At 72.4% G+C, this 25,272-nt stretch carries 23 protein-coding genes and 2 pseudogenes; 11 read left to right on the top strand and 14 right to left on the bottom strand.

Annotated elements, in window-relative coordinates; all coding sequences use genetic code 11:
• Positions 1–34: 34 nt before the first annotated feature.
• Positions 35–1,288 carry a PTS transporter subunit EIIC gene (locus ACZ3KJ_RS00520; protein WP_467523530.1) on the top strand — a complete coding sequence of 418 codons (1,254 nt, stop codon included), beginning with the start codon at positions 35–37 and terminating at the stop codon, positions 1,286–1,288.
• 63 nt (positions 1,289–1,351) lie between these two features.
• Here ACZ3KJ_RS00520 and ACZ3KJ_RS00515 read toward each other — a convergent pair whose 3' ends face one another.
• Entirely contained in the window at positions 1,352–2,104 is a 753-nt protein-coding gene (locus tag ACZ3KJ_RS00515; protein WP_389523989.1) for an MBL fold metallo-hydrolase, read from the bottom strand.
• Between the two features lie 254 nt (positions 2,105–2,358).
• On the opposite strand from ACZ3KJ_RS00515, the gene ACZ3KJ_RS00510 reads away from it, so the two are divergent.
• The gene (locus tag ACZ3KJ_RS00510) at positions 2,359–2,892 is read left to right on the top strand and encodes a type II toxin-antitoxin system PemK/MazF family toxin (protein WP_467523529.1); all 534 of its coding nucleotides are present in this window, start codon (positions 2,359–2,361) and stop codon (positions 2,890–2,892) included.
• Positions 2,893–2,905: 13 nt separating this feature from the next.
• Here the strand turns inward: ACZ3KJ_RS00510 and ACZ3KJ_RS00505 are convergent, their stop codons facing one another.
• The 7 genes from ACZ3KJ_RS00505 to clpS form a co-directional block, all read right to left on the bottom strand.
• Positions 2,906–3,856: a PLP-dependent cysteine synthase family protein gene (locus tag ACZ3KJ_RS00505; RefSeq protein ID WP_389523983.1), complete on the bottom strand. Its 951-nt coding sequence runs from the start codon at positions 3,854–3,856 to the stop codon at positions 2,906–2,908.
• Between the two features lie 17 nt (positions 3,857–3,873).
• Positions 3,874–4,152: a MoaD/ThiS family protein gene (locus ACZ3KJ_RS00500; protein WP_389523980.1), complete on the bottom strand. Its 279-nt coding sequence runs from the start codon at positions 4,150–4,152 to the stop codon at positions 3,874–3,876.
• A 112-nt stretch (positions 4,153–4,264) separates the two neighbouring features.
• Complete coding sequence (locus ACZ3KJ_RS00495) at positions 4,265–4,360, bottom strand: putative leader peptide (RefSeq protein WP_389523977.1); 96 nt, start codon at positions 4,358–4,360, stop codon at positions 4,265–4,267.
• A 168-nt stretch (positions 4,361–4,528) separates the two neighbouring features.
• Positions 4,529–4,951 (bottom strand): M67 family metallopeptidase, encoded by a 423-nt coding sequence (locus ACZ3KJ_RS00490; RefSeq protein ID WP_467523528.1) that lies wholly within the window; start codon positions 4,949–4,951, stop codon positions 4,529–4,531.
• A gap of 144 nt (positions 4,952–5,095) precedes the next feature.
• Positions 5,096–6,520 carry an amino acid permease gene (locus ACZ3KJ_RS00485; protein ID WP_467523527.1) on the bottom strand — a complete coding sequence of 475 codons (1,425 nt, stop codon included), beginning with the start codon at positions 6,518–6,520 and terminating at the stop codon, positions 5,096–5,098.
• Positions 6,521–6,884: 364 nt separating this feature from the next.
• On the bottom strand, positions 6,885–7,487 hold the full coding sequence (locus ACZ3KJ_RS00480; RefSeq protein WP_467523525.1) for a DUF2017 domain-containing protein: 603 nt from the start codon (positions 7,485–7,487) through the stop codon (positions 6,885–6,887).
• 11 nt (positions 7,488–7,498) lie between these two features.
• Positions 7,499–7,816, bottom strand: coding sequence for an ATP-dependent Clp protease adapter ClpS (gene clpS / locus ACZ3KJ_RS00475; protein WP_365462008.1), 318 nt, complete (start codon positions 7,814–7,816; stop codon positions 7,499–7,501).
• Positions 7,817–7,872: 56 nt separating this feature from the next.
• Here clpS and ACZ3KJ_RS00470 point away from each other — a divergent pair, with 56 nt between their 5' ends.
• Together ACZ3KJ_RS00470 and ACZ3KJ_RS00465 are read left to right on the top strand one after the other, a co-directional pair.
• Positions 7,873–9,219, top strand: coding sequence for a nicotinate phosphoribosyltransferase (locus ACZ3KJ_RS00470; RefSeq protein ID WP_467523523.1), 1,347 nt, complete (start codon positions 7,873–7,875; stop codon positions 9,217–9,219).
• Between the two features lie 94 nt (positions 9,220–9,313).
• Complete coding sequence (locus ACZ3KJ_RS00465) at positions 9,314–9,901, top strand: nicotinamidase (RefSeq protein ID WP_467523522.1); 588 nt, start codon at positions 9,314–9,316, stop codon at positions 9,899–9,901.
• A 112-nt stretch (positions 9,902–10,013) separates the two neighbouring features.
• Here the strand turns inward: ACZ3KJ_RS00465 and ACZ3KJ_RS00460 are convergent, their stop codons facing one another.
• Together ACZ3KJ_RS00460 and ACZ3KJ_RS00455 are read right to left on the bottom strand one after the other, a co-directional pair.
• Positions 10,014–10,370: a hypothetical protein gene (locus ACZ3KJ_RS00460; protein ID WP_467523521.1), complete on the bottom strand. Its 357-nt coding sequence runs from the start codon at positions 10,368–10,370 to the stop codon at positions 10,014–10,016.
• Between the two features lie 133 nt (positions 10,371–10,503).
• The gene (locus ACZ3KJ_RS00455; protein ID WP_467523520.1) at positions 10,504–12,852 is read right to left on the bottom strand and encodes an immune inhibitor A domain-containing protein; all 2,349 of its coding nucleotides are present in this window, start codon (positions 12,850–12,852) and stop codon (positions 10,504–10,506) included.
• Between the two features lie 352 nt (positions 12,853–13,204).
• On the opposite strand from ACZ3KJ_RS00455, the gene ACZ3KJ_RS00450 reads away from it, so the two are divergent.
• Positions 13,205–13,501 carry a hypothetical protein gene (locus ACZ3KJ_RS00450; protein WP_467523519.1) on the top strand — a complete coding sequence of 99 codons (297 nt, stop codon included), beginning with the start codon at positions 13,205–13,207 and terminating at the stop codon, positions 13,499–13,501.
• A gap of 84 nt (positions 13,502–13,585) precedes the next feature.
• Here the strand turns inward: ACZ3KJ_RS00450 and ACZ3KJ_RS00445 are convergent, their stop codons facing one another.
• Both ACZ3KJ_RS00445 and ACZ3KJ_RS00440 read right to left on the bottom strand, forming a co-directional pair.
• Positions 13,586–14,317 carry an RDD family protein gene (locus ACZ3KJ_RS00445; protein ID WP_467523517.1) on the bottom strand — a complete coding sequence of 244 codons (732 nt, stop codon included), beginning with the start codon at positions 14,315–14,317 and terminating at the stop codon, positions 13,586–13,588.
• A 98-nt stretch (positions 14,318–14,415) separates the two neighbouring features.
• A complete protein-coding gene (locus ACZ3KJ_RS00440) occupies positions 14,416–16,470 on the bottom strand; it encodes an RDD family protein (protein ID WP_467523515.1) in 2,055 nt (684 codons plus the stop codon).
• A 247-nt stretch (positions 16,471–16,717) separates the two neighbouring features.
• Between ACZ3KJ_RS00440 and ACZ3KJ_RS00435 the strand changes: the two are divergent.
• Positions 16,718–17,185: pseudogene (locus tag ACZ3KJ_RS00435) on the top strand (SsgA family sporulation/cell division regulator); the annotation flags it as partial.
• 152 nt (positions 17,186–17,337) lie between these two features.
• Here the strand turns inward: ACZ3KJ_RS00435 and ACZ3KJ_RS00430 are convergent.
• Entirely contained in the window at positions 17,338–18,756 is a 1,419-nt protein-coding gene (locus ACZ3KJ_RS00430; protein WP_467523514.1) for an FAD-binding oxidoreductase, read from the bottom strand.
• Positions 18,757–18,848: 92 nt separating this feature from the next.
• On the opposite strand from ACZ3KJ_RS00430, the pseudogene ACZ3KJ_RS00425 reads away from it, so the two are divergent.
• A pseudogene (locus ACZ3KJ_RS00425) lies at positions 18,849–20,297 on the top strand (tetratricopeptide repeat protein); the annotation flags it as partial.
• A 459-nt stretch (positions 20,298–20,756) separates the two neighbouring features.
• Here the strand turns inward: ACZ3KJ_RS00425 and hppD are convergent.
• Positions 20,757–21,902, bottom strand: coding sequence for a 4-hydroxyphenylpyruvate dioxygenase (gene hppD / locus ACZ3KJ_RS00420; RefSeq protein ID WP_467523512.1), 1,146 nt, complete (start codon positions 21,900–21,902; stop codon positions 20,757–20,759).
• Positions 21,903–22,025: 123 nt separating this feature from the next.
• Here hppD and ACZ3KJ_RS00415 point away from each other — a divergent pair, with 123 nt between their 5' ends.
• Genes ACZ3KJ_RS00415 through ACZ3KJ_RS00400 form a run of 4 tightly spaced genes read left to right on the top strand, consistent with a single transcriptional unit; the run spans position 22,026 to position 25,261 of the window.
• Positions 22,026–22,520, top strand: a complete 495-nt coding sequence (locus ACZ3KJ_RS00415; RefSeq protein ID WP_389523941.1) for an Lrp/AsnC family transcriptional regulator — start codon at positions 22,026–22,028, stop codon at positions 22,518–22,520.
• A gap of 5 nt (positions 22,521–22,525) precedes the next feature.
• Positions 22,526–23,173 carry an ABC transporter permease gene (locus ACZ3KJ_RS00410; RefSeq protein ID WP_467523511.1) on the top strand — a complete coding sequence of 216 codons (648 nt, stop codon included), beginning with the start codon at positions 22,526–22,528 and terminating at the stop codon, positions 23,171–23,173.
• A complete protein-coding gene (locus ACZ3KJ_RS00405) occupies positions 23,166–24,428 on the top strand; it encodes a betaine/proline/choline family ABC transporter ATP-binding protein (protein WP_467523509.1) in 1,263 nt (420 codons plus the stop codon). Before ACZ3KJ_RS00410 ends, ACZ3KJ_RS00405 begins: the two co-directional genes overlap by 8 nt.
• On the top strand, positions 24,425–25,261 hold the full coding sequence (locus ACZ3KJ_RS00400; protein ID WP_467523507.1) for an ABC transporter permease: 837 nt from the start codon (positions 24,425–24,427) through the stop codon (positions 25,259–25,261). The genes ACZ3KJ_RS00405 and ACZ3KJ_RS00400 overlap by 4 nt, the downstream gene beginning before the upstream one ends.
• Positions 25,262–25,272: the final 11 nt, after the last annotated feature.

Genomic DNA, 25,272 nt, shown 5'->3' with positions numbered 1-25,272 from the left:
GGTGGTGTAGACCATGTTCCGATGGAGGAAGTCTATGAGCACCGCCACCGCGCCCACGGCGGCCCCCACGAAGAAGTGGGGATCAGGCCTGTTCCAGGGCCTTCAGAAGGTCGGCCGCAGCCTGCAGCTGCCCGTCGCGGTACTGCCCGCCGCGGGCATCATGGTGCGGCTCGGCGCCGATGACGTGTTCGGCAAGGACGGTCTCGGCTGGGGCAAGGTCGCCACGGTGTTCGCCGAGGCCGGCGACGCCATCCTCGGCAACCTCCCGCTGCTCTTCTGCATCGGCGTCGCCATCGGCTTCGCCAAGAAGTCGGACGGCTCCACCGCCCTCGCCGCGCTCGTCGGCTTCCTCGTCTACAGCAGGGTCCTCCAGGCGTTCCCGGTCACCGAGGGGAAGATCCAGGCGGGCCAGGACATAGCCGCCACGTACAACAACCCGGGTGTGCTCGGCGGCATCGTCATGGGTCTGCTGTCGGCGGTGCTCTGGCAGCGCTTCTACCGCACCCGGCTCGTCGACTGGCTCGGCTTCTTCAACGGCCGCCGGCTGGTGCCGATCGTCATGGCCTTCGTCGGTCTCGTGGTCGGTGTCTTCTTCGGTCTGGTCTGGGAGCCGATCGGCGGGGTCATCACCGACTTCGGCGAGTGGATGACCGGGCTCGGCGCCGCGGGCGCGGGCATCTTCGGCGCGATCAACCGGGCGCTGATCCCGATCGGCATGCACCAGTTCGTGAACACCGTCGCCTGGTTCCAGATCGGTGACTTCACCAACGCGGCCGGCGACGTCGTGCACGGCGACATCACGCGCTACCTGAACGGCGACCCCTCCGCCGGCATGTTCCAGTCCGGCTTCTTCCCGATCATGATGTTCGGTCTGCCGGCCGCCGCGCTCGCCATCGCGCACACCGCCCGGCCCGAGCGCCGCAAGGCCGTCACGGGCATGATGGTCTCGCTGGCGCTGACCTCGTTCGTCACGGGCGTGACGGAGCCGATCGAGTTCTCCTTCATGTTCATCGCGCCGCTGCTGTACGTGATCCACGCCCTGCTGACGGCGGTCTCCATGGCCGTCACCTGGGCCCTCGGCGTCCATGCCGGCTTCAACTTCTCGGCGGGGCTGATCGACTACGCCCTGAACTGGAACCTCGCCACCAAGCCCTGGCTGATCATCCCCATCGGCCTGGTCTTCGCGGTGATCTACTACGTGGTGTTCCGCTTCGCGATCATCCGGTTCGACCTCACCACCCCGGGCCGGGAGCCCGAGGAGGAGGTCGAGGACCTCACGAAGGCGTGAGCGTGTCCTGACGCGCGCGAAGGCCCCCGGAGCCCTGAACGGCTCCGGGGGCCTTCGTCGTGTTCAGACCTGGTACGACATCCGGGGCACGGCCAGCTCCACCGGTCCGTCGAAGACCGCCCGCGCGTCCGCGAGGTTGATCTGCGGGTCGGTCCACGGCGGGATGTGGGTGAGGAGCAGGCGGCGGGCACCCGCGCGGGCCGCCGACTCGCCGGCCTCACGGCCGTTGAGGTGCAGGTCGGGGATGTTCTCCTTGCCGTGCGTGAAGGCGGCCTCGCACAGGAACAGGTCGCTGTCGCGGGCGAGTTCGTCGAGGGCCGGGCTGACGCCGGTGTCACCGGAGTAGGTCAGGGCCCGGCCGCCGTGCTCGAGGCGGATGCCGTACGCCTCCACGGGGTGGGCCACGCGTTCGGTGTGGACCGTGAAGGGGCCGATGTCGAACGTGGAGGGCTTGACCGTGTGGAAGTCGAAGACCTCGCTCATGGAGGAGGCCGAGGGGGTGTCGGCGTAGGCCGTGGTGAGGCGGTGCTCGGTGCCCTCGGGTCCGTAGACCGGGAGGGGGTCGCAGCGTCCGCCGTCGTGGCGGTAGTAGCGCGCCACGAAATACGCGCACATGTCGATGCAGTGGTCGGCGTGCAGATGACTCAGGAAGATCGCGTCGAGGTCGTAGAGACCGCAGTGGCGCTGCAACTCGCCCAGGGCGCCGTTGCCCATGTCGAGAAGCAGCCTGAAGCCGTCGGCCTCGACGAGGTAGCTCGAGCAGGCCGATTCCACGGACGGAAACGACCCCGAGCAGCCGACGACGGTGAGCTTCATAGAGCAGGAACCTCCGCTGGCGGGAACCGAAGAAGACGGAACACCGGGAAAGATCGTGAAACGAACGGTCGGGGCAGGGGCGACGGGGGTCGTGCGGTTCGTCGAGCGTAAGACGCGGAACGTCCGGTCGCTCCTCCGCCAGGGGCCGTTGTGGGCGAACTCACCTGTGGTGTCACCGGTTCGGCTGGACGCGGGGCGTATGGGGCGCACGAGAGGGCGCGCACGGTCGTACATACGCCGGTAACGTCGTGTCCATGGACACGTCCTGGTGGCTGGCGCTCGCGGCGGTGGTACTGCTGGCGCTCGTCGCCACGCTCGTCGACGGCTGGGGACACCGCCGGCGGCCGGCGGGGCGGAGGTCCCGGCCCCCGGGGCGGCCGGCGCGGGGCCGCGGCCCGGCGGGGCGCGGCCGGGGTGCGGCGGGGCGGCCGCAGCCGGCGGAGATCTGGTGGGCGAACGTGCCGTATGAAGACGGGCCAGAATCGAGAGGGGCCGCGCGGAGCGCGTCGGGCAGAGCGGCGGTGGGAGACGGGCGGGCCAAGGACCGGCCCTGTCTGGTGCTGGTGGTGCGCGGCGACCGGGTGACGGTCGCGAAGATCACCAGCCGGTACCGTGACGAGCGGGCGGGGGTGATCCCGCTGCCGCCGGGTGCCGTCGGGGACGCGCGGGGGCGTCCGAGCTTCCTGGAGACGGACGAGCTGCGCCAGGTCCGGGTGCGGGACTTCCGCCGCCGGGTGGGTGTGGTGGACCCGGTCCTGTGGGACCAGGTCCGTCACCTGACGACGTGAGGCCCGCGGCGGCTCACGCCCAGAGCTGGCCCTGGAGCGTCTCGATGGCCTCTTCCGTGGTGGCCGCGGTGTAGACGCCGGTGGAGAGGTACTTCCAGCCGCCGTCGGCCACGACGAACACGATGTCGGCGCTCTCGCCGGCCTGCACGGCCTTCCTGCCGACGCCGATCGCGGCGTGCAGCGCGGCGCCGGTGGAGACGCCCGCGAAGATGCCCTCCTGCTGGAGCAGCTCGCGGGTGCGGGTGACCGCGTCCGCGGAGCCGACCGAGAAGCGGGTGGTGAGGACGGAGGCGTCGTACAGCTCGGGGACGAAGCCCTCGTCGAGGTTGCGCAGGCCGTAGACCAGGTCGTCGTAGCGCGGCTCGGCGGCCACGATCCTGACGTCCGGCTTGTGCTCGCGCAGGTAGCGGCCGACGCCCATGAGGGTGCCGGTGGTGCCGAGGCCGGCCACGAAGTGCGTGACGGAGGGGAGGTCGGCGAGGATCTCCGGGCCCGTCGTCGCGTAGTGGGCGCCCGCGTTGTCCGGGTTGCCGTACTGGTAGAGCATCACCCAGTCGGGGTGCTCGGCGGACAGCTCCTTGGCGACCCGCACGGCGGTGTTGGAGCCGCCGGCGGCCGGGGAGGAGATGATCTCCGCGCCCCACATGCCGAGCAGGTCGCGGCGCTCCTGCGAGGTGTTCTCGGGCATCACGCAGACCATGCGGTAGCCCTTGAGCTTGGCCGCCATGGCGAGGGAGATGCCGGTGTTGCCGCTGGTCGGTTCGAGGATGGTGCAGCCGGGTGTCAGCCGGCCGTCCTTCTCCGCCTGCTCGATCATGTGCAGGGCGGGACGGTCCTTGACCGAGCCGGTGGGATTGCGGTCCTCCAGCTTGGCCCAGATGCTGACGTCGGCGGACGGCGACAGCCGCGGCAGGCGCACCAGGGGGGTGTTGCCCACCGCGGCCAACGGGGAGTCGTAACGCATGAGTGGTCAGCGGCCCGTCAGGCCATGCCGCCGGCCACGGCCGGCAGGATGGTCACGGTGTCGCCGTCGGTGAGCTTGGTGTTGATGCCGTCGACGAAACGGACGTCCTCGTCGTTCAGGTAGACGTTGACGAAGCGGCGCAGCTGGCCGTCGTCCACGATGCGGGCCTGGATGCCCGCGTGCCGGGTCTCGAGGTCGGTGAACAGGTCGGCGAGGGTGTCACCGCTGCCCTCCACCGCCTTCTGACCGTCGGTGTACTGGCGGAGGATGGTCGGGATGCGGACCTCGATGGCCATGGCTCAGGGCTCCTGTCGGGAGTGGTCAGGTCGGTAAGCGCGCGGCTGCGCAGTACGGAGTGGTCGTGCGTCGCGCCGCGGCTCACGAGCCGTGCGGCGGCAGGGCGAAGCGTCAACAGATGGCGCTGGCGAGCCTGCACAGGTCGACGTGCAGCCGCGCCACGAGCAGCGTGCCCGGCGTCCTGTTGCTCACGTCGTGGGAAACCATGGGCTCATCGTATCGATTCCCCCTCGGGCTTCCCGAGGGTAGTTCCACATGGTGGACGGAATCCGGCCGAAAAATGAGACCGCCCTGTGGGAGCGGGTCCGGCGCGCACCGCGCGCACCCGCTGCCGGCACGCGCCCCCGCGTACGCGTGGCGTCCGCGCGACGGGCGTCAGTAGGCCTCGACGACGCGGATCTCCTCCTCGGTGACCTCGCCCTCGACGATGCGGAAGGAGCGGAACTGGAACTCGCCGGCGCCGTCGGTGTCGGCGGTGGAGACGAGGACGTAGTGGGCGCCGGGCTCGTTGGCGTAGGAGATGTCGGTGCGGGAGGGGTAGGCCTCGGTCGCGGTGTGGGAGTGGTAGACGACCACCGGTTCCTCGTCGCGGTCGTCCATCTCGCGGTAGAGCTTCAGCAGGTCACCGGAGTCGAACTCGTAGAACGTGGGCGACATGGCCGCGTTGAGCATCGGGATGAAGCGCTCGGGGCGGTCCGAGCCCGCCGGGCCGGCGACGACGCCGCACGCCTCGTCGGGGTGGTCCTTGCGCGCGTGCGCGACGATCCGGTCGACGAGGTCCTGGGTGATGGTCAGCATGGTCGCCAGGATAAGCAGAGGGGCCGGCCCGTACCGAGGGGCGGTACGGGGCGGCCCACATGGCGGACGTCCTGGGCGGCGGGCGGAGGGGGCACCGCACGGGTCGGCGTGTGTCCCCTCCGGCCGGACGTCCCGTGGTGGCGGTCAGCCCACCTTCTCCGGGGCCGCCTCGCGGCGTCCGGTGACCTCGGGGCTGCGGGACTTCAGCACGGCCCAGCCGGCCGCGAGGGCGGCGGCCCAGCCGGCCATCACGTAGAGGCAGACGCGGGAGTCGGCGTCGTAGGCGATCAGGCCGGTGACGAAGAGCAGGAACGCGATGGCGACGTAGGAGCACACCGCGCCGCCCGGCGCCGGGAAGGAGGAGGCGGGCAGCCGGCCCGCGTCGACCGCGCGGCGGTAGAGGACGTGGCTGACCAGGATCATCAGCCAGGTCCAGATGCCGGCGGCGGTGGCGACGGAGGTGACGTAGCCGAACGCCTTCTCCGGGACGACGTAGTTGAGGACGACGCCGATGCCCATGAAGAGGACCGAGACCGTGATGCCGAAGGCCGGGGTCTTGGAGGCGGACAGCCGCTGGAACGCCGCCGGGGCCTCGCCGCTGTCGGCCAGGTTCCGCAGCATGCGGCCGGTGGAGTACATGCCGGAGTTGCAGGAGGAGAGGGCGGCGGTCAGCACGACGAAGTTGACGATGCCGGCGCCGGCCGGGATGCCGATCTTGGCGAAGGCGGCGACGAAGGGGCTGACGCCCGGCGCGAACTCGGTCCACTTGACCACGCACAGGATGACGGTGAGGGCGCCGACGTAGAAGAGGGCGATGCGCCACGGGAGCGTGTTGATCGCCTTGGGGAGGGTCTTCTCCGGGTTCTCGGACTCGCCGGCCGTGACACCGACCAGCTCGACGGCGAGGTAGGCGAACATGACGCCCTGGAGGGTCATCAGGGACGAGCCGATGCCCTTGGGGAAGAAGCCGTCGAAGGCCCACAGGTTGGAGACGGCGGCGGTGTCACCGGCGGAGCTGAAGCCGAAGGTGAGGACACCGAGGCCGATGACGATCATGCCGATGAGGGCGGTGACCTTGACCATCGAGAACCAGAACTCCAGCTCGCCGAAGAGCTTCACGGAGATCAGGTTGACCCCGAAGAGGATCACCAGGAAGACCAGGGCCGTCACCCACTGGGGGATGGCCGGGAACCAGTAGTTGACGTAGATCGCGGCGGCCGTCAGCTCGGCCATGCCGGTGACGACCCACATCAGCCAGTACGTCCAGCCGGTGAAGTAGCCGAAGAACGGGCCGAGGAACTCGCGGGAGTACTCCGCGAACGAACCCGAGACCGGGCGGTAGAGCAGGAGCTCGCCGAGCGCCCGCATGATGAAGAAGATGATCACACCGGCGAGGGCGTACATGACGATCAGACTGGGGCCCGCCTTGGCGATGTTCGCCCCGGCCCCCAGGAAGAGGCCGACGCCGATGGCGCCGCCGATGGCGATCATCTGGACCTGGCGACTGCCGAGGCCACGCTCGTACCCCTCTTCGGAGATCTTCTCCGTGTCGACCTGAGCGGAGGTCATGTGGTGGTGCGCCTTTCTCCATGCCGAACCGGGCCTGCGTCGGCCTCGGATCGGGTCTCGATCCCCCCGGATTGATGGAGTTGAGCGGGCCTCGCGGGCCCGCTCGTGCCTGGCCGGCGATCCGCCGGCTCGGTGGCGCACCCGGCCGAACATTCGGGTGGTGTTCGCCGGGCGGTCGTGAAGATTTATCACGACCGCAACAGTGATCACCCGTACGAAATATGGCGCACAACACAGGAAGAAGCGGACAAATGGCACTCGAAAGGGGCAAAGCACATCACCGCAGTGACGCGATCGTTATCCGGATTTGAGCGTCCGCTGAGCGAACACGAAATCGTCACACGTCAGGACGAAACCCTCACGATCACGGCATCAGCGTGGCCACGAGCGTCTCCTGGAGCCCGCCCAGCCACAGGTACGCCATCACCATCGGCTTGCGCGCGTCGTCGTCCGGCAGCCGGTAGAGGAGGTCGGTGTCCTCGTCGTCGGTGATCTCCAGCCGGGACCCGATCGCCAGGCGCAGGTCGTTGAGGGCGCCGAGCCACTGCCGGGACTCGCCGGGCGACAGCTTCAGCACCGCCGCGCCCTCCGCCTCCACCGACAGCGCGTCCAGGGAGCGCACCACGGCCAGGGCGTTCTCGCGCTTGCCGGCCCGCAGGTCGTTCTCGGTGTACCGGCGGAACTCGGCGGAGCGCGACCGCCGTTCCTCCGCCTCCCGGGGCCCGGGGGCCGCCTCGGGGCCGGTGTAGGCGTCGGGGAAGAGCCGCCGGAGGACCGGGTCGGCGGGCGGTTCGCTCGGGCCCTCGGCGAAGAGTTCGGCGAGCGGGTCGCCGGACGCGTCCTCGGCGGGGCCGGGGCCGATCAGCTCCAGGAGCTGCACGGCCAGCGACCGGATGATGGAGATCTCGACGTCGTCGAGCGCGACGGCCGCGCCGCCGCCGGAGAGCGGTTCGAAGTGTCCTGGCATCAGTGGGGTGACTACTTCCGGTCCTGCTGGAGGGTGGCCCACAGACCGTAGCCGTGCATCGCCTGCACGTCGCGTTCCATCTCCTCGCGGGTTCCGCTGGAGACGACCGCCCGGCCCTTGTGGTGGACGTCGAGCATGAGCTTGGTGGCCTTGTCCTTCGGGTAGCCGAAGTACGTCTGGAAGACGTACGTCACGTAGCTCATGAGGTTGACCGGGTCGTTGTGGACGATCGTGACCCAGGGGACGTCCGGCTCGGGTACGGCGAACACCTCCTCCGCCGACTCGGTGCGTTCGATCTCAAGGGGAGCGGGTGACGTCACACGAACCATGCTGCCACGCGCCCCGGAAATCGTCACACCGACGAAAAGGGAGTACCATCTTTGCCATGAACACAGCGGACCTTGGGCTGCCGGTGGACGTCCCCTCGACGGCGCTCTTCACGGACCAGTACGAGTTGACGATGCTGCAGGCCGCCCTGAAAGCGGGGACGGCCGGGCGGCGCAGCGTGTTCGAGGTCTTCACCCGCCGGCTGCCGGACGGGCGGCGCTACGGCGTGGTGGCGGGCACCGGACGCGTGCTGGACGCCGTCGAGAACTTCCGTTTCGACCCGGGGGTGCTGGGCTTCCTGCGCGAGCGGGCGATCGTCGACGACGAGACGCTGGACTGGCTGGCCTCGTACCGCTTCTCGGGTGACATCTGGGGCTACCCGGAGGGCGAGGTGTACTTCCCGGGCTCGCCGATCATGCGGGTGGAGGGCTCCTTCGCCGAGTGCGTGCTGCTGGAGACCGTGATCCTGTCCATCCTCAACCACGACTCCGCGATCGCCGCGGCCGCCTCCCGCATGGCCTCGGCGGCCGGCGGGCGCCCGCTGATCGAGATGGGTGCCCGCCGCACCCACGAGCTGGCCGCCGTCGCCGCCTCGCGCGCCGCGTACGTCGGCGGCTTCGCCACCACCTCCGACCTCGCGGCCGGCTTCCGCTACGGCATCCCCACCGTGGGCACGAGCGCCCACGCCTTCACGCTCCTGCACGACGCCGAACGCGACGCCTTCCGGGCCCAGGTGGACTCGCTGGGCGCGGGCACGACCCTGCTCGTCGACACGTACGACGTCGCCGAGGCCGTCCGGACGGCGGTGGAGGTCGCCGGCCCCGGGCTCGGCGCGGTGCGCATCGACTCCGGCGACCTGCTGCTCGTCGCCCACCGGGTGCGCCAGCAGCTCGACGAGCTGGGCGCGACCGGCACCAGGATCGTCGTGACCTCGGACCTCGACGAGTACGCCATCGCCTCGCTGGCGGCGGCCCCGGTGGACGCGTACGGCGTCGGCACCCAGCTGGTGACCGGCTCCGGGCACCCGACCAGCTCGATGGTCTACAAGCTGGTCGCCCGCGCCGAGTCGGCCGACCCGAAGGCGCCGCTGGTGGCGGTGGCGAAGAGGTCGACCGGCGGCAAGACCTCCGTCGGCGGGCGCAAGTGGGCCGCCCGGCGGCTGGACGCCTACGGGGTGGCGGAGGCCGAGGTCATCGGCACGGGCCCGGTCCCCGACGGGCTGGCCGGCCGGCAGCTCCTGGTCGAGCTGGTCCGGGGCGGCGAGGTCGTCGCCCGGGAGTCCCTGGACGTCGCCCGCGACCGGCACGTCGCCGCCAAGGCCGGCCTGCCGCTGTCCGCGACCCAGCTCTCGCGCGGGGAACCCGTCCTGCCGACGGAGTACGTCCAGGCGCGCTCGGGTACGTGAAGCTGTGCCGCCACGCGCTCGGGTCGCGCCCCTCCCCCTCCGCCGCCGCAGTCTCTAGGCTCGTACCGTCACCCATAGTCGAAGGACACCCACCATGCGCCGCGCCTTGATCGTCGTAGACGTGCAGAACGATTTCTGCGAGGGAGGCAGCCTCGCGGTGTCCGGGGGTGCCGACGTGGCCGCCGCGATCACCGAGCTGATCGGGCAGGCCCCCGCCGGTTACCGGCACGTCGTGGCCACGCGCGACCACCACATCGCGCCCGGCGGCCACTTCGCCGACAACCCCGACTACGTCCGCTCCTGGCCCGCGCACTGCGTCGCGGGCACCGAGGGCGTGGGCTTCCACCCGAACTTCGCCCCGGCGGTCGCATCGGGCGCCGTCGACGCCGTCTTCGACAAGGGCGCCTACGCGGCCGCGTACAGCGGATTCGAGGGCGCCGACGAGAACGGCGTCAAGCTGGGCGACTGGCTGCGGGCGCGGGAGATCGACGAGGTGGACGTCGTCGGCATCGCCACCGACCACTGCGTGCGGGCGACCGCGCTGGACGCGGCCCGGGAGGGCTTCCGTACGCACGTCCTGCTCGACCTGACCGCCGGGGTGGCCCCGCAGACCACCGAGCGGGCGCTGGAGGAGCTGCGGGAGGCGGGCGTGGAGCTGTCCGGGAAGCCGGTGGTGCAGTAGGCCGCGCGGCAGGTGGTGCGGTCGGCGCCCGGCAGGTGGTGCGGTCGGCGCCCGGCCGGCGGAGGCGGGCCCCGGACACCGCCCGGGGCCGGACCGGAGCCGGAGCCGGGGGTCACGGCTGGGGTGCCGGGCTCCTCAGCAGGGACCGGATCGGGCGCCACGGCTCGGGGGCCGTGGCGCCGGCGCCGTCGGGGGCGGTCCGCCATATCAGGCCGTCGGGGTGGTGCAGGACCGCCGTGATCTCGTCCGGCGTCGGCGGCGCCGCGTTGCCGCGCAGGTAGACGGCGCGCAGGCCCAGGTTGCGGAGCCGGGTCAGGGCCCGGGCGCGGTTGCGGGCGAGGACGAGGACGCGCACGACGCCCCGGTCGGAGCCGGTGTGCGCGGTGGTGCCGTCGGCGGTGGGGCTGGGCAGGTTCAGTGCCACCACCACGGAGCCGTCGGGCAGCTTGCAGAAGCCTCCTGCGGCCATGCGGTCACACCCCCGTGCGTGTCGGTGCCGATGCGCGTGTCAATAACGAATTCACAGGAGGCACCTAAACACGATCGGCGGCGACCCGCCAGGGGGTCGCCGCCGAAGCGCTTGTGACCTGCGAAGACGTCGACTACTTCGCCGACGGTCCGACCTTGACCGTGATCGTCGAGCCGCTCAGGGGCTCGCTGACGATCTTGATCGAGGTGTCGGTGTCAGTGACCTTGACGCCGGCCAGCGGGTTCGACGCGTCGTAGTAGCTCGACGCGCCGTCGTCGAAGACCGGGACGCCGGGACGCGCCTTGATCTTCGTGGCGGCGTCGGCCTTGTGCAGCGTGATCGCGTCGGTCGGGTACTGGCTGAAGGTCGAGTCGAAGGACTGGATGCGGTTGCGCATCAGCGTGCCGTCGGACCACTTCAGCGCCGTCGGGTGGGCGTCGACCGGCAGGATCAGACCCTCGCCCGGGTGCGCGCTGGTGTTGTCGTCCGCCTGCGAGGTGTCCCACTTCCAGATCAACAGGCCGTTCTGGTACGGGTAGTGCTCCACCCAGTCCGGACGGGTCGTCGAGAAGCCGAAGTTGTACGGGCCGACCTGGAGGGTCTTGTCGTACGACACGTACTGGCGGTTCTCGGCGATGTAGTACTGGGCGTAGTCGTCCGTGATGGACGCACCGACGCGGGTGAAGCCGTCGGCCGTCCAGGCGGCGTCCGCCGTCTCCGCGTCGTCGGAGAACAGGGTCGCGCCGTCTGCGGTCACGGTGATCTCGTCGGCCGCGAAGCCCAGCTGGGCCACACCGCCGTCGGTGGCGTAGCGGAAGCGCAGGCCGATGTTCTGGCCGGCGTAGGCGTCCAGCGGGAACGTCAGCTTCTGGTACGCGTCGACCGTGCCGGTGAGGGCGGGCTTGCCGCTGCCGTCGCGCGGGATGGCGGAGCCGTCGGCCAGCGTGCCGTCGATCGGCGTCCAGTTGGCGCCGTCGGTGGACACCTCGGTGTAGAGGTAGTCGTAGTCGGTCTCGATGTCCCACCAGCCGTCGAGGGACAGGGAGGCGGACGACTTCCCGGTCAGGTCGACCGAGCGGGTCAGGGTGTTGCGCAGGTCGTCGCCGCTGCCGCTCCACCACTGGGTGGCGCCCTGCGCCGGGGTGACGACGTCGGTGGTGACCGTCTTCTCCGGCAGGACGACGACGAGGGCCTGCGGGTCCTTGGTGTTGTACTCCGCCACGCCCAGCTTGTGGGTGGACTTCACGCCCGCCTCGGCGACGTCGTAGTCGAGCCAGCCGAGCTGGAGCTTGTCCCAGGCGTTCATGTCGCCGGGCAGGTCGCCGATGCTCTCCTTGCCGGTGCCGAGCCAGGAACCGGAGGACATCAGCGTCCAGAAGCCGGTGGAGTTCTCGCCGCCGCCGGAGGTGTCGTACTCGTCGGGCAGACCGAGGTCGTGGCCGTACTCGTGGGCGAAGACGCCGAGTCCGCCGTTCTCCGGCTGGATGGTGTAGTCGCCGACCCAGATGCCGGTGTCGCCGATCTGGGTGCCGCCGAGCTTGTTGGTGTCCGGGCCGGTGGAGCCGGCGTCGGTGGCGAAGGCGTACCAGCGGTGCGCCCAGATGGCGTCCTCGCCCTGGGCGCCGCCGCCCGCGGACTCGTCCTCGCCGGCGTGCACGATCTGGAAGTGGTCGATGTAGCCGTCGGGCTCGTTGAAGTCGCCGTCGCCGTCGTAGTCGTAGCGGTCCCACTGGTCGAACTCGGCGAGCTCCGCCTTGATCTCGGCGGCGGTGTCACCGGCGGCCTCGCGCTCGGCCACCCAGGCGTTGACGCCGTCCTGCACGGCGTACCAGGCGCCGGTGGGGGCGTCGTTGGAGCCGTAACGGGCCTCGTTGTAGGGGACCTTGACCCAGTCGGTCACCTCGCCCTCGACCGAGTAGCGGCCCGAGGACTGCTTCTCGTAGTACTTCTTCAGCGACTCGGTGCCCGCGCCGGTGCCGAAGTAGAGGTCCTGGAAGTGCTCCTGGTTGTAATCCGCCTGCCAGGCCGTGCTGTTGTCCTGGGTGCGGTCCGGCTCGGCTATCTCGTTGTGCAGCGGGCCGGTGGTGCCGCCGTAGCGGCTGTCGATCTGGTCGCCGAACTCGACCAGGATCGTGAAGATCTTGTCGGTCTGCTCGCGGCCGAGCTCGACGTACTTGCTGCCGCCCTTCCCGCCCTGGAGCTGCACGACCTTGGAGCCGTCGCGCTCCTTGACCGTGGCCTCGCCGGATATGACCTGCTTGAGGGCCTCCTCGCGCTGGGCCTCCTGCGTCTTGCTGAGCGGCCCGTCGAAGTCGTGCTCGCGGGCCTCGGCCGGCTGCGGGTCCTGCCGGTCGGCCGCCGGGGCCTTCGCCGGCACGCTGTCGGCCGCCTGCGCCACGGCGAACGTCGAGAACGTCGCCGAGGCCGCCGCGAGGGCGACGACCGTGGCGGCCGTCCTGAACGTCCAGGATCTACTCGTCACTTGATGCCTCCCCTAACGCATCCCTGCCGCACGGATGGGAGATCCATGTCAAGGGATGTCCGCGCGCGGTTATACGCGTGTAGTCAAGTGCCGTCATTTGACTACTGGTTCAGCGGAAAAGACAGACCTTGACTTGGACAGATCAAGTGCATTATTGGGAGCCGACGTTCGTATTGCGGACACATGACCGTAACGTGACGGGCGCGCACGGCCGTCCGGGTACCGCACCGCATGACTCCGTGCGCCCCCTGTGCACCGGCACCGTGGGTTAGGTCACGCTTACTGCTCGTTCCACTCGGGCATGCAGGCGAATAGAGTCGAGACCGCCCCCGCTTCCGAGGACACGATTGCCATGCCTCGTCCGACTGTCGCACAGCTCACGTACGGTTCCTGCACCGTGATCTTCTCGGCACTCGCCATGCTGGCGCTGTCCCAGACGAGTTCGGGCTCCCTCATCGCGGTCATCTCCATCACCGCGGTCGCCCTCGGCGTACTCGTCGCCATGACGGTCCCGGCCCCCCGGCGGGGCCCCGTCGTCGTGGCACGCTCCACCGTGGACGAGCCCGCACCCGCCTCGGCCGTCCCGGCCGGCTCGGTCGTCCCAGCGGCCTCGGTACCCGAGCCCGTCCGGGAACCGTCGGCGTCCTGACCTCCATGACGGCGGGCCCCCGCCCGGCACGGCGGGGGCCCGCCGTCATGCCGGGCGGGCGCCCGCCGCCGTGCTGTCGCCGCGTCAGACGACGGCCACCACCACCGTCTTGGCGGCCTTGTCGTGCAGGCCCTGCTTGTAGGGCTTGTCGAAGAAGCTCCAGCCGCCGCAGATCACCGTCCACAGGCACGCGCAGCAGAACGCGAACGGCACCCACAGCACCAGGGCCCGGATCAGCGAGGTCTGCACGGAGGGCGTCGAGCCGTCGTCCAGGTTGGCCACGCGCATGCCGAGCCACTTCTTGCCCAGCGTCCGCCCCGTCCGGGCGATCAGGACGGTGTCGTAGGCGACGTAGAGCACGGCGGCGATCAGGGACTGGGCTAGGGACTTGCCGACCTCGACGCGGTCGCCTTCCATGTCGTACTCGTTGACCCCGAACCCCCACGTCAGCAGCCAGACGACGATCGCCACCAGGATCATGTCGATGATCCTGGCCAGCGTCCGCTTGCCGCTGTCGGCCAGCGGGGGCATGCCGGCCAGCGGGTCGGCCGGATAACCCCCGTACGGGTCGCCGCCGTAGGGGCCGCCGCCGCCACCGTGCGGACCACCGCCGTAGGGGCCGCCGCCGTAGGGCGGGGGCTGCCCGCCGGGGGGCGGCGGCTGCCCGCCCCCGCCCGCACCGCCGTGCGGGCTGTCGTACGGCGACCCTTGCGGGCCCTGCCCCTGACCGTACGGGGGCTGCTGCGGGGGCTGCTTCCTGAACGGATCGTCCTCCGGCGGCTCGCCGCCGGAACCGGGGGGCGGTTCGGTCGTCATGGCCCGAGTCGACCGCGAACCCCACGGCCGCGCATCCGGCGAGCGGCCGTCCGGAGTACGAATTTCCCTGCGCCGCCCGCCGTACGGGCGGTGGCCGGTCAGTCCGCCACGAACGTGTGCGCCGCCTTGTCGTGCCAGCACTGGCGCCACGGCCGGTCGAACAGGCACCACAGGACACCCACGACACCGACGGCGAGCAGGCCGGACACGCTGTAGACGAGCCAGCGGCGCAGGGCCGCGCCGAAGGACGGCGGCTCGTGGCCCTCGATGTCCCGCACCTCCAGCCCGAACAGCCTCTTGCCCAGCGTGCGCCCCCACTTGGCGGTCGGCAGCGCCTCGTACAGGATCCCGGCCACCAGCAGCACCGCGAGGACGATGCCGAGGTATACCGACGTCGTGCCGTCCAGCAGCCAGACGGTGACGGTCTCCCCGGTCAGCTCGGCCGCCTCGATCTTGTCGTTGACGTGGTCGACGGCCCGGGCGCCGAGCGGGACGGCGGCCGCGGAGGTGACGGCGCCGAGGACGAGCGAGTCGACGAGGCGGGCGGCCAGCCGCTTGCCGAGCCCCGCCGGACGGGCCGCCGCCTGCCGCCGGGCGGCCGCCTGGAAGAGGTCCTCCACCGGCGGCTTCCACGGCACGACCGGCTGGTCGTCACCGGCCCCCGCCAGCCGGTGCACCTGCTGCTGCCAGGAGGGCTGCCCACCGCCGGGACCCGCGCTCATCGGCGCGGGCTGAGGGCCGGCTGGGGCGGCCGGGGAGGGCTGGGGGCCGGCGGGGGCGGCCGGGGAGGGCTGGGGGCCGGCGGACTGCGGGCCGGTCGACTGCCGGCCGACGGACTGTGGGCCGGTCGCCTGCGGGCCGCTGGACTGCGGGGGGATGCTCGGGGTGGCCTGTCCGGGACCGGCGAAGGCGGGGCCGGAGCCCTGAGCGGCGGACGGGGCCGCGGTCCGGGCGGGCGGCAGGCCCGTGGGGCCCTGCGCGGCCGGTGCCGCCGGTGCCGCCGGTGCGGGGACCTGGGCCTGTGCGGCCTGGGCCTGCGCGGCCGCGGCGCGTTCGGCGGCGGCCTTGCCCGCGGCGAAGCCGGGTTTGGCGGCGGGCGCGGAGCCGCCCGGAGCGGGGGCGGCGGACGGGCCGGCCGGAGCGGAAGGGGCGGCCGGGGCAGCGGCGGCGGCCGGGGGGCCGAAACCGGCACCGGGCACGCCGACCGGCCCCTGGGCGGCGCCGAGACCCGCGGCGGCCTCACCGGAGCCGGGCGCGCCCACGGGCCCCTGGGCCCCGAAGCCGCCACCCGGTGCGACCGCGCCCGGCCCGCCGTAGCCGGGCGCGCCGGAGCCGGTCCCGGGCACGCCGGGCGCGCCGGAGACCGCACCCGCGCCCGCGGAGCCCGGCGGGCCGAAGCCCGCCGCCGCCGGGGAGCCCGGGGTTCCGGCCGTCCCTGGAGCTCCCGGAGTCCCCGGAACACCCGGAGCCCCGGGGTTCCCCTGAGCCGGCCGGGCCGGTCCGGCCGGTGCGCCCGTGCTTCCGGGCTGCGCCCCGGGCGCCCCGTCAGGGCGGGGCGTGCGCGGGACGGGCGCGCGGAAGGTCATGGTGCCGTCGTCGGAGCCGGGGCCACCGGGGTGGGAGGCGGCGGGCGGGGCGGCCGCGGGGGCGGATCCGGCCGTCGGACGGCGGAAGACGAACGTACTGCCGGAACCGGCCCGGTCCGCGCCCGCGTCCGGCTGCGCCGGAGGGGCCGTCGCCGTGCCCTCGCCGCCGGCCGGCCGCCCGTCCGGCGGGGCCGCGCCCACCCGCGGGTCCGGGCCCTGCGGACTCCCCCAGGACGCCTGGCGGTCCTGGTCCCCGCCGAAGCCGGAGCGGTGGGAGCCGTCGCCGCCCCACGCGGACGACGGTGCGTCAGGAGCGCCGTGCGGCCCGGCCGGTGCCGGGTCCTCGTCGAAGAAGTGCGGGCCGGTCTCCTCCACGGACGCCGGGGGAGCCGCCGGCCGCGCGCCGGACGGAGGCGTGAGCGGTTCGCCGTCGGACGGGGCCGGGCGGCTGGTGCCGGGCACCCAGGAGGCACCGTTCCAGTACCGGACGTATCCAGGGATGGACGGGTCCGGGTAATACCCTTCGCGGGGCCTGTCGTCGCCGGGGGCCGGGGTTGGGGCGCTCATGTCCGTCGTCCCGTATCTGCTCGGGGGTGGGATGGGGGGATCCACATCTATCAGACGAGCGCAACCCCCACCGCCAGTCCCGCCGTACCCGCCCCGTTCCGGGCAACCGCGTACACACCCTTCACACGTTCGGACCGCCGGCGAAAGAACTTCCCGGAACCCGCGTAATGCTGCGGCCCGGACCCGCTCTCCCTCCCGTACGGGTCACGTGGACGCCGTACGGAACGGCACCGAGAGGAGAACGGACATGCATCCCACCGTGGTGGAGCGCGAACTGGAGGTCAGGCTCGTCCTGTCACCGGAGCGGAGCGTCCCGGTCCCGGCCCGGCTCGGCTACCGCAGCGACGACCCCTTCGCCGTGCACGTCACCTTCCACATCGACTCCGAACGGCCCGTCGCGTGGACGTTCGCCCGCGAACTGCTGGTGGAGGGCGTGTTCCGGCCGTGCGGGCACGGGGACGTACGGGTGTGGCCGGCGAAGGCGGACGGGCGCGGTGTCGTGCTGCTGGCGCTGTGCTCGCCCGACGGTGACGCGCTGCTGGAGGCGCCGGCGGCCCAGGTCGCGTCCTGGCTGGAGCGGACGCTGCGGCTGGTGCCGCCCGGCACCGAGGGCGGGCAGCTGGGGATCGACGACGCCCTGGCCGACCTGCTGGCCCCCGCGCCCGCGGACGAGCCGTGGGGGCGCGACCCCCGAGCCCCCCGCGATCCCCGCGACCCCCGCGACCGCCTCGACCCCCGTGCCCCCCGCGACCGCCTAGACGCCCGCGACCGCCTCGGCCGCCGCGACCCCCGGTGCGCGTGGCCGTCGGACGGGTCCGCGGACGCGGAGTGAGCCGTCGCGGGAGGCCGGAACAGCTCGCACCGGATTCAGAACACTTTGCCCGGGTTGAGGATGCCGAGCGGGTCGAAGACGTCCTTGACGGCCCGCTGCATCTCCAGGCCCACCGGGCCGATCTCGCGCGCCAGCCACTCCTTCTTCAGCACGCCCACCCCGTGCTCGCCGGTGATCGTGCCGCCGAGCTCCAGACCGAGGGCCATGATCGCGTCGAAGGACTCGCGGGCGCGCCGCACCTCGTCGGGGTCCCGGGCGTCGAAGCAGACCGTCGGGTGGGTGTTGCCGTCGCCCGCGTGGGCGACGACGCCGATGGTCAGCCGGTACTTCTCGGCGATCCGCTCGACGCCGTCGATCATGTCGCCGAGCCGCGACCGGGGCACGCACACGTCGTCGACCATGGTGGTGCCCTTGACGGCCTCCAGGGCGACGAGCGTGGACCGCCGGGCCTGCAACAGCAGTTCGGACTCGGCCGCGTCCTCGGCGGGGACGACCCGGGTGGCGCCGGCGGCCTCGCACAGCGCGCCGACGGCGGCGAGGTCGGCCGCCGGGTCGGTGGTGTCGAAGGCGGCGAGCAGCAGGGCCTCGGTGGCCTCGGGCAGGCCCATGCGCGTGAGCTCGTTGACGGCCCGGACCGTCGTCCGGTCCATGAGTTCGAGGAGGGACGGCACGTGCCCCGCCTCCATGATCCGGCACACGGCGTCGCAGGCGGCGGCGCCCGACGCGAACTCGGCGGCCAGCACGAGCTGCGCGGGCGGCTTCGGCTTCAGCGCGAGGACGGCGCGCACGACGACGCCGAGCGAGCCCTCGGAGCCGACGAAGAGGCGGGTCAGGTCGTACCCGGCGACGCCCTTGGCGGTGCGGCGGCCGGTGGACATCAGGCGGCCGTCGGCGAGGACGACGTCGAGGCCGAGGACGTACTCGGCGGTCACCCCGTACTTCACGCAGCACAGGCCGCCGGAGGCGGTGCCGATGTTGCCGCCGATCGTGCACGTCTCCCAGCTGGAGGGGTCCGGCGGGTAGGACAGGCCGTACTCGCCCACCGCCCGGGAGAGCGCCGCGTTGACGACGCCCGGCTCGACGACGGCGATGCGGTCGACCGGGTCGATCTCCAGGATCCGGTCCATCTTCGTCAGGGAGAGCACGACGCAGCCGTCGGTGGCGTTGGCGGCGCCCGACAGTCCGGTGCGGGCGCCCTGCGGGACGACCGGGACGCGCAGCTCGGTGGCGGTGCGCAGGACGTGCTGGACCTGTTCGACCGTGCGCGGCAGCACCACCGCGGCCGGGCTGCCGGCCGGACAGAAGCTCGCCATGTCGTGGGCGTACGAGGCGGTGACGTCGGGGTCGGTGAGGACGGCCTCGGGGGGCAGGCCGTCCAGCAGACGGGCCGGCAGACGCTCCGGGAGGCCGCCGGTCGCTTCGTCGCGAGGAGCTTCGATACGGCTCATGATCACAGCGTCGCACCCGGGGCCATCGGTGTGAACCCCGTCCGCGGCACCCGGCGGAAGCTGTAATCCGGTCGTCGTACTGACGCACAGTGAGCGCCATGGACAGCGCCGTGCAGACCGAAGCCGCGGACCGGCAGCCGCGGACCCCCGCTCCCCGTGGAGGGGCCCGGCCGGCCCGCTCCCGGCGGCGGCGCCGGCTGGTCCTGGGCGCACTGGCCGGGTGCCTGGCGCTGGGCGGGGTGCTCGTGCCGGTGCTCGGCGAGCGGGGGCGGCCGCCGGGACCGCTGCCGGGGGCGCAGGCCGACACGGCGGTGCGCGCCGGGGTCGCGGCCGCGCTGCCCGACCTGGCCGCGCTGATCGACGAGCGCGAGGAGCGGGTGCGCGACCGTCCCGGGGACGGCGGGGCCTGGGCGGTCCTCGGCGCGGCCTACCTCGAACGGGGCCGGCGCACCGCCGACGCCGCCGTCTTCTACCCGAAGGCCGAGCGGGCGCTGCGCACGTCGCTGAAGGTGCGCCCGCACCGCAACGCCGAGGCGCTCACCGGCCTGGCCGCCCTCGCCAACGCCCGCCGCGACTTCCGGACGGCCCGGGCGTGGGGCGAGGCCGCGCGCAAGCTGGCGCCCAAGCAGTGGACGACGTACGCGCAGCTCATCGACGCCTACACCGGGCTCGGCGACCACAAGAAGGCCCGTTCCGCGCTGGACCGGATGACGGCGCTGCGGTCCGGTACGGCGGTGCGGGGGCGGGCGGCGGCCGCCTACCGGAACCAGGGCTGGCGCGAGGACGCGGCGGCCGCGCTGTCCGACGCGGCGGCGGGAGCGGCCACGGCCGCCGAGGAGGCGGCGTGGCGGGAGCGGGCCGGGCAGCTCGCCTTCGAGCGCGGCGATACGGAGGCCGCCCTGCGGTACTTCCGGGAGGCGGTGCGCCTCGACGCCGACCAGCGGGCCGCGCAGGCCGGGCAGGGACGGGTGCTGGCGGCCCTGGGGCGGACGACGGAGGCCGTGGGCGCGTACCGGTCGGCGCTCGCCCGGCAGCCGCTGCCGGGTTACGCGCTGGAGCTGGGCGAGCTGTACGAGTCGCTGGGCATGGTGCGGGCGGCCCGGGTGCAGTACGACCTGGTGCGGACGCGGGTGCGCCAGGAGGCGGCCGGCGGGGTCGACGGGGACCTGGTCCTCGGCCGGCTGGAGGCCGACCACGGGGATCCGGCCGAGGCGGTGCGGCGGCTGCGCGCCGAGTGGCGGCGGCAGCCGGGCGTCGAGGTCGCGGACGCGCTGGGGTGGGCGCTGCACCGGGCCGGCCGGGACGCGGAGGCGCTGCGGTACGCCATGATCGCCACCGACCGGGCGCACGGCGGTACGGTGCGCAGCGCGCCGTACGCCTACCACCGGGGGATGATCGAGCTCGGGCTGAGGAAGCGGGGGCCGGCCCGGCGGTACCTCACCGAGGCGCTGCGGATCAACCCGTACTTCTCCCTGTCGGGCGTGCGCGCGGCCCGGACGGCCCTGGCGGAGCTGGGCGAGCCGTCGCCGGCGGCGCCCCCGGAGGTGACCGCCACCTGGCCCGCTCCGCAGGACGACGCTCCCGGTAAGGCCTCCGCCGGGCGGTCGTCGCGGGACGGCGCCCCCGGTGCGGCCTCCGCCAGGCGGTCGTCGCAGGAGGGTGCCCCCGGTGCGGCCTCCGCCGGGCGGTCGTCGCGGGAGGACGACGATGCCGGCGGGGCCTCCGCGGAGCCGTCCGGGCGGGGCGGTTCCCGCTCGGGGACCGAACCGTCCGGGCGGGAGGGCTCGCGCTCGGGGACCGGGCAGTCCGGGCGGGAGGGCTCGCGCTCGGAGACCGAACCGTCCGAGCGGGACGGCTCGCGCCCGGGGACCGGGCAGTCCGAGCGGGACGATTCCCGCCCGGGGACCGGGCAGTCCGGGCGGGACGGTTCCCGCTCGGGCACCTCCGCCGAGCCGTCCTCGCCGGGCGGCCGGTCCCGGTAGGGCCTGCTGGAGGCAGCAGGGCTGCTAGAGGTTGCCGCGCCGGGCCTGCTCCCGCTCGATCGCCTCGAACAGGGCCTTGAAGTTGCCCTTGCCGAAGCCCATCGAGCCGTGCCGTTCGATGAGTTCGAAGAACACGGTCGGGCGGTCCTGGACCGGCTTGGTGAAGATCTGGAGCAGGTAGCCGTCCTCGTCGCGGTCGGCGAGGATCCTCAGTTCGCGCAGGGTCTCCACGGGGACGCGGGTGTCGCCGACCCACTCGCCGAGGGTGTCGTAGTACGAGTCGGGGGTGTCGAGGAACTGCACCCCGGCGGCGCGCAGGGTGCGGACCGTCGCGACGATGTCGTGGGTGTTGAGCGCGATGTGCTGGACGCCGGCGCCGCCGTAGAACTCCAGGTACTCGTCGATCTGCGACTTCTTCTTGGCGACGGCGGGCTCGTTGATCGGGAACTTGACCTTGAGCGTGCCGTCGGCGACGACCTTCGACATCAGCGCGCTGTACTCGGTGGCGATGTCGTCGCCCACGAACTCCTTCATGTTCGTGAAGCCCATGACCCGGTGGTAGAAGCCGACCCATTCGTCCATCCGGCCGAGTTCCACGTTGCCGACGCAGTGGTCGATCGCCTGGAAGGTGCGGTGGGCCGGCGGCTCGGCGATCGGGTTCGCGGCGACGAAGCCGGGCAGGTAGGGGCCGTCGTAGCCGGTGCGTTCGACGAGCGTGTGGCGGGTCTCGCCGTAGGTGGCGATCGCGGCCAGCACGACGGTGCCGTGCTCGTCCTTCAGTTCGTACGGCTCGGCGACCGGGCGGGCGCCGTGCTCCACGGCGTAGGCGTACGCGGCGCGCGCGTCCGGGACCTCCAGGGCGAGGTCGACCACCCCGTCGCCGTGCTCGGCCACGTGCCGGGCGAGGAAGTGGCCCCAGGCGCTGTCGGGCCTGATCACCGAGGTGACGACGAAACGCGCGGAGCCGTTCTCCAGGACGTAGGAGGCGGTCTCGCGGCTTCCGTTCTCCGGTCCGGAGTACGCGACCAGCCGCATGCCGAAGGCGGTGGAGTAGTAGTGCGCCGCTTGTTTTGCGTTGCCCACGGCGAAGACGACCGCGTCCATTCCCTTGACCGGGAAGGGGTCGGCCTGCCGGGCGGTGTCGGGAGTGTGCTGTGTGGTCTGCGTCATGGCCGAAGCCTCGCGCCGCCCGGCAAGGTGCGCAACACTTCGCTCGTCCGCTGGGCAGTCTGCCCAGCGCCACGGCGGCCCCGGCGGGCTTTCTGTACAGGCTGACCATCTCGGAGGCAGGGTATGGCGATCGATCGTCTGGACGGCCGGATCATCGTGCTGCTGGCCCGGGAGCCGCGCATCGGCGTGCTGGAGATGTCCCGGCGGCTGGGGGTGGCGCGGGGCACCGTGCAGGCCCGGCTCGACCGGCTTCAGTCGAACGGAGTCATCCGCGGATTCGGTCCCGAGGTGGACCCGGCGGCTCTCGGCTACCCGGTCACGGCGTTCGCCACGCTGGAGATCCGGCAGGGGCAAGGGGCCGACGTACGGGCGCACTTGGCGGGCGTCGCGGAGGTGCTGGAGCTGCACACCACCACCGGCAGCGGGGACATGCTGTGCCGGCTGGTGGCCCGCTCCAACGCGGACCTCCAGCGGGTGATCGACCGGGTTGTCGGCTTTGATGGGATCGTCCGGGCCTCCACCGCGATCGTGATGGAGAACGCCGTTCCGCTGCGGATCATCCCGTTGGTGGAGCAGGCGGCCCTGGGACCGGGAGAGGAACCGACCGACTCGGGGTGAGGCGCGTGAACTTCTGGGAGTACCTGGGCAACCGCCACCAGCAGTTGCTCACCGACGCCTTTCAACACGCCAGCGTCGTCTTCCAGTGCATGGTCGTGGCGACGGTGCTCGGTGTGCTGATCGCGGTCGTCACCTATCGCAGCGGCTGGGCCGGCAACCTCGCCACCACCGCCACCTCCACCGTCCTGACCGTGCCGTCCCTCGCCATGATCGGTCTGCTGATCCCGCTGGTGGGCCTGGGGGTGCCGCCGACGGTGATCGCGCTGACCCTGTACGGGCTGCTGCCGGTCGTACGGAACGCGATCGTGGGCCTGCGGGGCGTCGACCCGTCCCTGGTGGAGGCGGCGACGGGCATCGGGATGTCCCGGCTGAGGCGGCTGGCGCGGGTGGAGCTGCCGCTGGCCTGGCCGCCGGTCCTGACCGGCATCCGGGTCTCCACGCAGATGCTGATGGGCATCGCCGCCATCGCCGCGTACGCCTCGGGGCCCGGACTCGGCAACGAGATCTTCCGCGGCATCGCCTCCCTGGGCAGCAAGAACGCGCTCAACCAGGTCCTCTCGGGCACGCTGGGGATCATCGTCCTGGCCCTGCTGTTCGACGCCGCCTACGTCCTGATCGGACGGCTGACGATCCCGAGGGGGATCCGTGCCTGAGGCCCGGCCCGGTTCCCCGGACCCGTCCGTCTCCCACGGCGCGACGATCGAGCTGGAGAACCTCACCAAGCACTACCCCGGCAGTGCGCAGCCGGCCGTGGACAACGTGAACATGGAGATCAAGGCGGGCGAGACCGTCATCTTCGTCGGGCCGTCGGGCTGCGGGAAGTCCACCACCCTGAAGATGATCAACCGGCTGATCGAGCCGAGCGGCGGCCGCATCCGCATCGACGGCGAGGACGTCACCGACATCGACCCGGTGCGGCTGCGCCGCAAGGTCGGCTACGCCATCCAGTCGTCCGGCCTCTTCCCGCACATGACCGTCGCGCAGAACGTCGCGGTCGTGCCGCGGATGCTGGGCTGGCCGAAGGGCCGGACCAGGGACCGGGTGGACGAGATGCTCGACCTGGTCGGTCTCGACCCCGGGGAGTTCCGCGGCCGCTATCCGCGCCAGCTCTCCGGCGGACAGCAGCAGCGCGTGGGCGTGGCGCGGGCGCTGGCGGCGGATCCGCCGGTGCTGCTGATGGACGAGCCGTTCGGCGCCGTGGACCCGATCACCCGCGACCACCTCCAGGACGAGCTGATCCGGCTCCAGCACGAGCTGCACAAGACGATCGTGTTCGTCACCCACGACTTCGACGAGGCGATCAAGCTGGGCGACCGGATCGCGGTGCTGCGCGAGCGCTCGCACATCGCGCAGTTCGACACCCCGGAGGCCATCCTCACCAACCCGGCGGACGACTTCGTGTCCGGGTTCGTGGGCGCGGGGGCGGCCCTGAAGCGGCTGAACCTCACCCGGGTACGGGACGTCGAGGTCACCGGCTATCCGACGGTGAGCGTGGAGGACCCGTTGCAGACGGTCTTCAACCGGCTGCGCACCAGCGGCACGAACGAGATCCTGCTGCTGGACCGGCGGGACCGCCCCTACAAGTGGCTGCGGCGCGGCGACCTGATGCGCGCCAAGGGCTCGCTGGCCCGCGCGGGCACGCTGGTGAGCGACACCGTGACCAGGGACGCGACGCTGCGGGACGCGCTGGAGGCGGTGCTGACGGACAACACCGGCAGGGTCGCGGTCACCGGGCGGCGCGGCGAGTACATCGGTGTCGTCGACATGGAGACGCTGCTGAACTCCGTGCACGAGCTGCTGGAGGCCGACCGGCTGGAGGCGCTGGAGGCCCAGCACGAGCTGGAGGAGGCGCGGGCCCCGCAGACGCACGCGGAGCAGGAGGGCCACGGCGGGGAGGTGAAGGCATGAGGAACCCGGAGCCGGTCGAGGAGGTGATGGGGGACGAGGAGGAACCCGGCCGGGACGGCGCCGGGGGCCCGCCGCCGGCACCCGGTCCCCCGCGGCGCCGTTTCACCTGGCAGCAGCTGACGATCCTGCCGGCCTTCCTGGTCGCCCTGCTGCTCGCCACCTGGTTGTGGTTCCAGCAGGCGGACCTGGACACGATCTCCGAGAACGCGCTGTCCGGCGGACAGGTGTCGAAGGCGCTGTGGCAGCACATCGAACTGACCGTGATCTCCACCTTCTTCGTGCTGGTCATCGCGATCCCGCTGGGCATCCTGCTCACCCGCATGCCCCTGCGCAGGGCCACCCCCTTCGCGATGGCCATGGCCAACATGGGCCAGGCCACCCCCGCGATCGGTCTGCTCGCGCTGCTGGTGATCTGGCTGGGCACGGGCGAGAAGGCGGCCCTGATCGGCATCATCGTCTACGCCATCCTGCCGGTGCTCTCCAACACCATCGCCGGTCTGAAGGCGAACGACCCGACGCTGCTGGAGGCGGCGCGCGGCATCGGCATGTCACCGGTGGGCGTGCTCGCCAAGGTGGAGCTGCCGCTGGCGGTCCCGCTGATCCTGGCCGGCGTCCGCACCGCCCTCGTCCTGAACGTCGGTACCGCGACCCTGGCGACCTTCGGCGGGGGCGGCGGGCTCGGCGTCCTGATCACCGCCGGCATCACCAACCAGCGGATGCCGGTGCTGGTGCTCGGCTCCGTCCTCACCATCGCCCTGGCCCTGCTGGTGGACTGGCTGGCCTCGCTGGCCGAGGTGCTGCTGCGGCCGCGGGGGCTGGAGGTGGGCGGATGAGCCCAGCGAGG

The sequence above is a fragment of the Streptomyces sp. NPDC003248 genome, from assembly GCF_055563235.1.
Note: the sequence above shows the minus strand (reverse complement) of the source record. Positions and strands in the feature narration are given on the sequence as shown.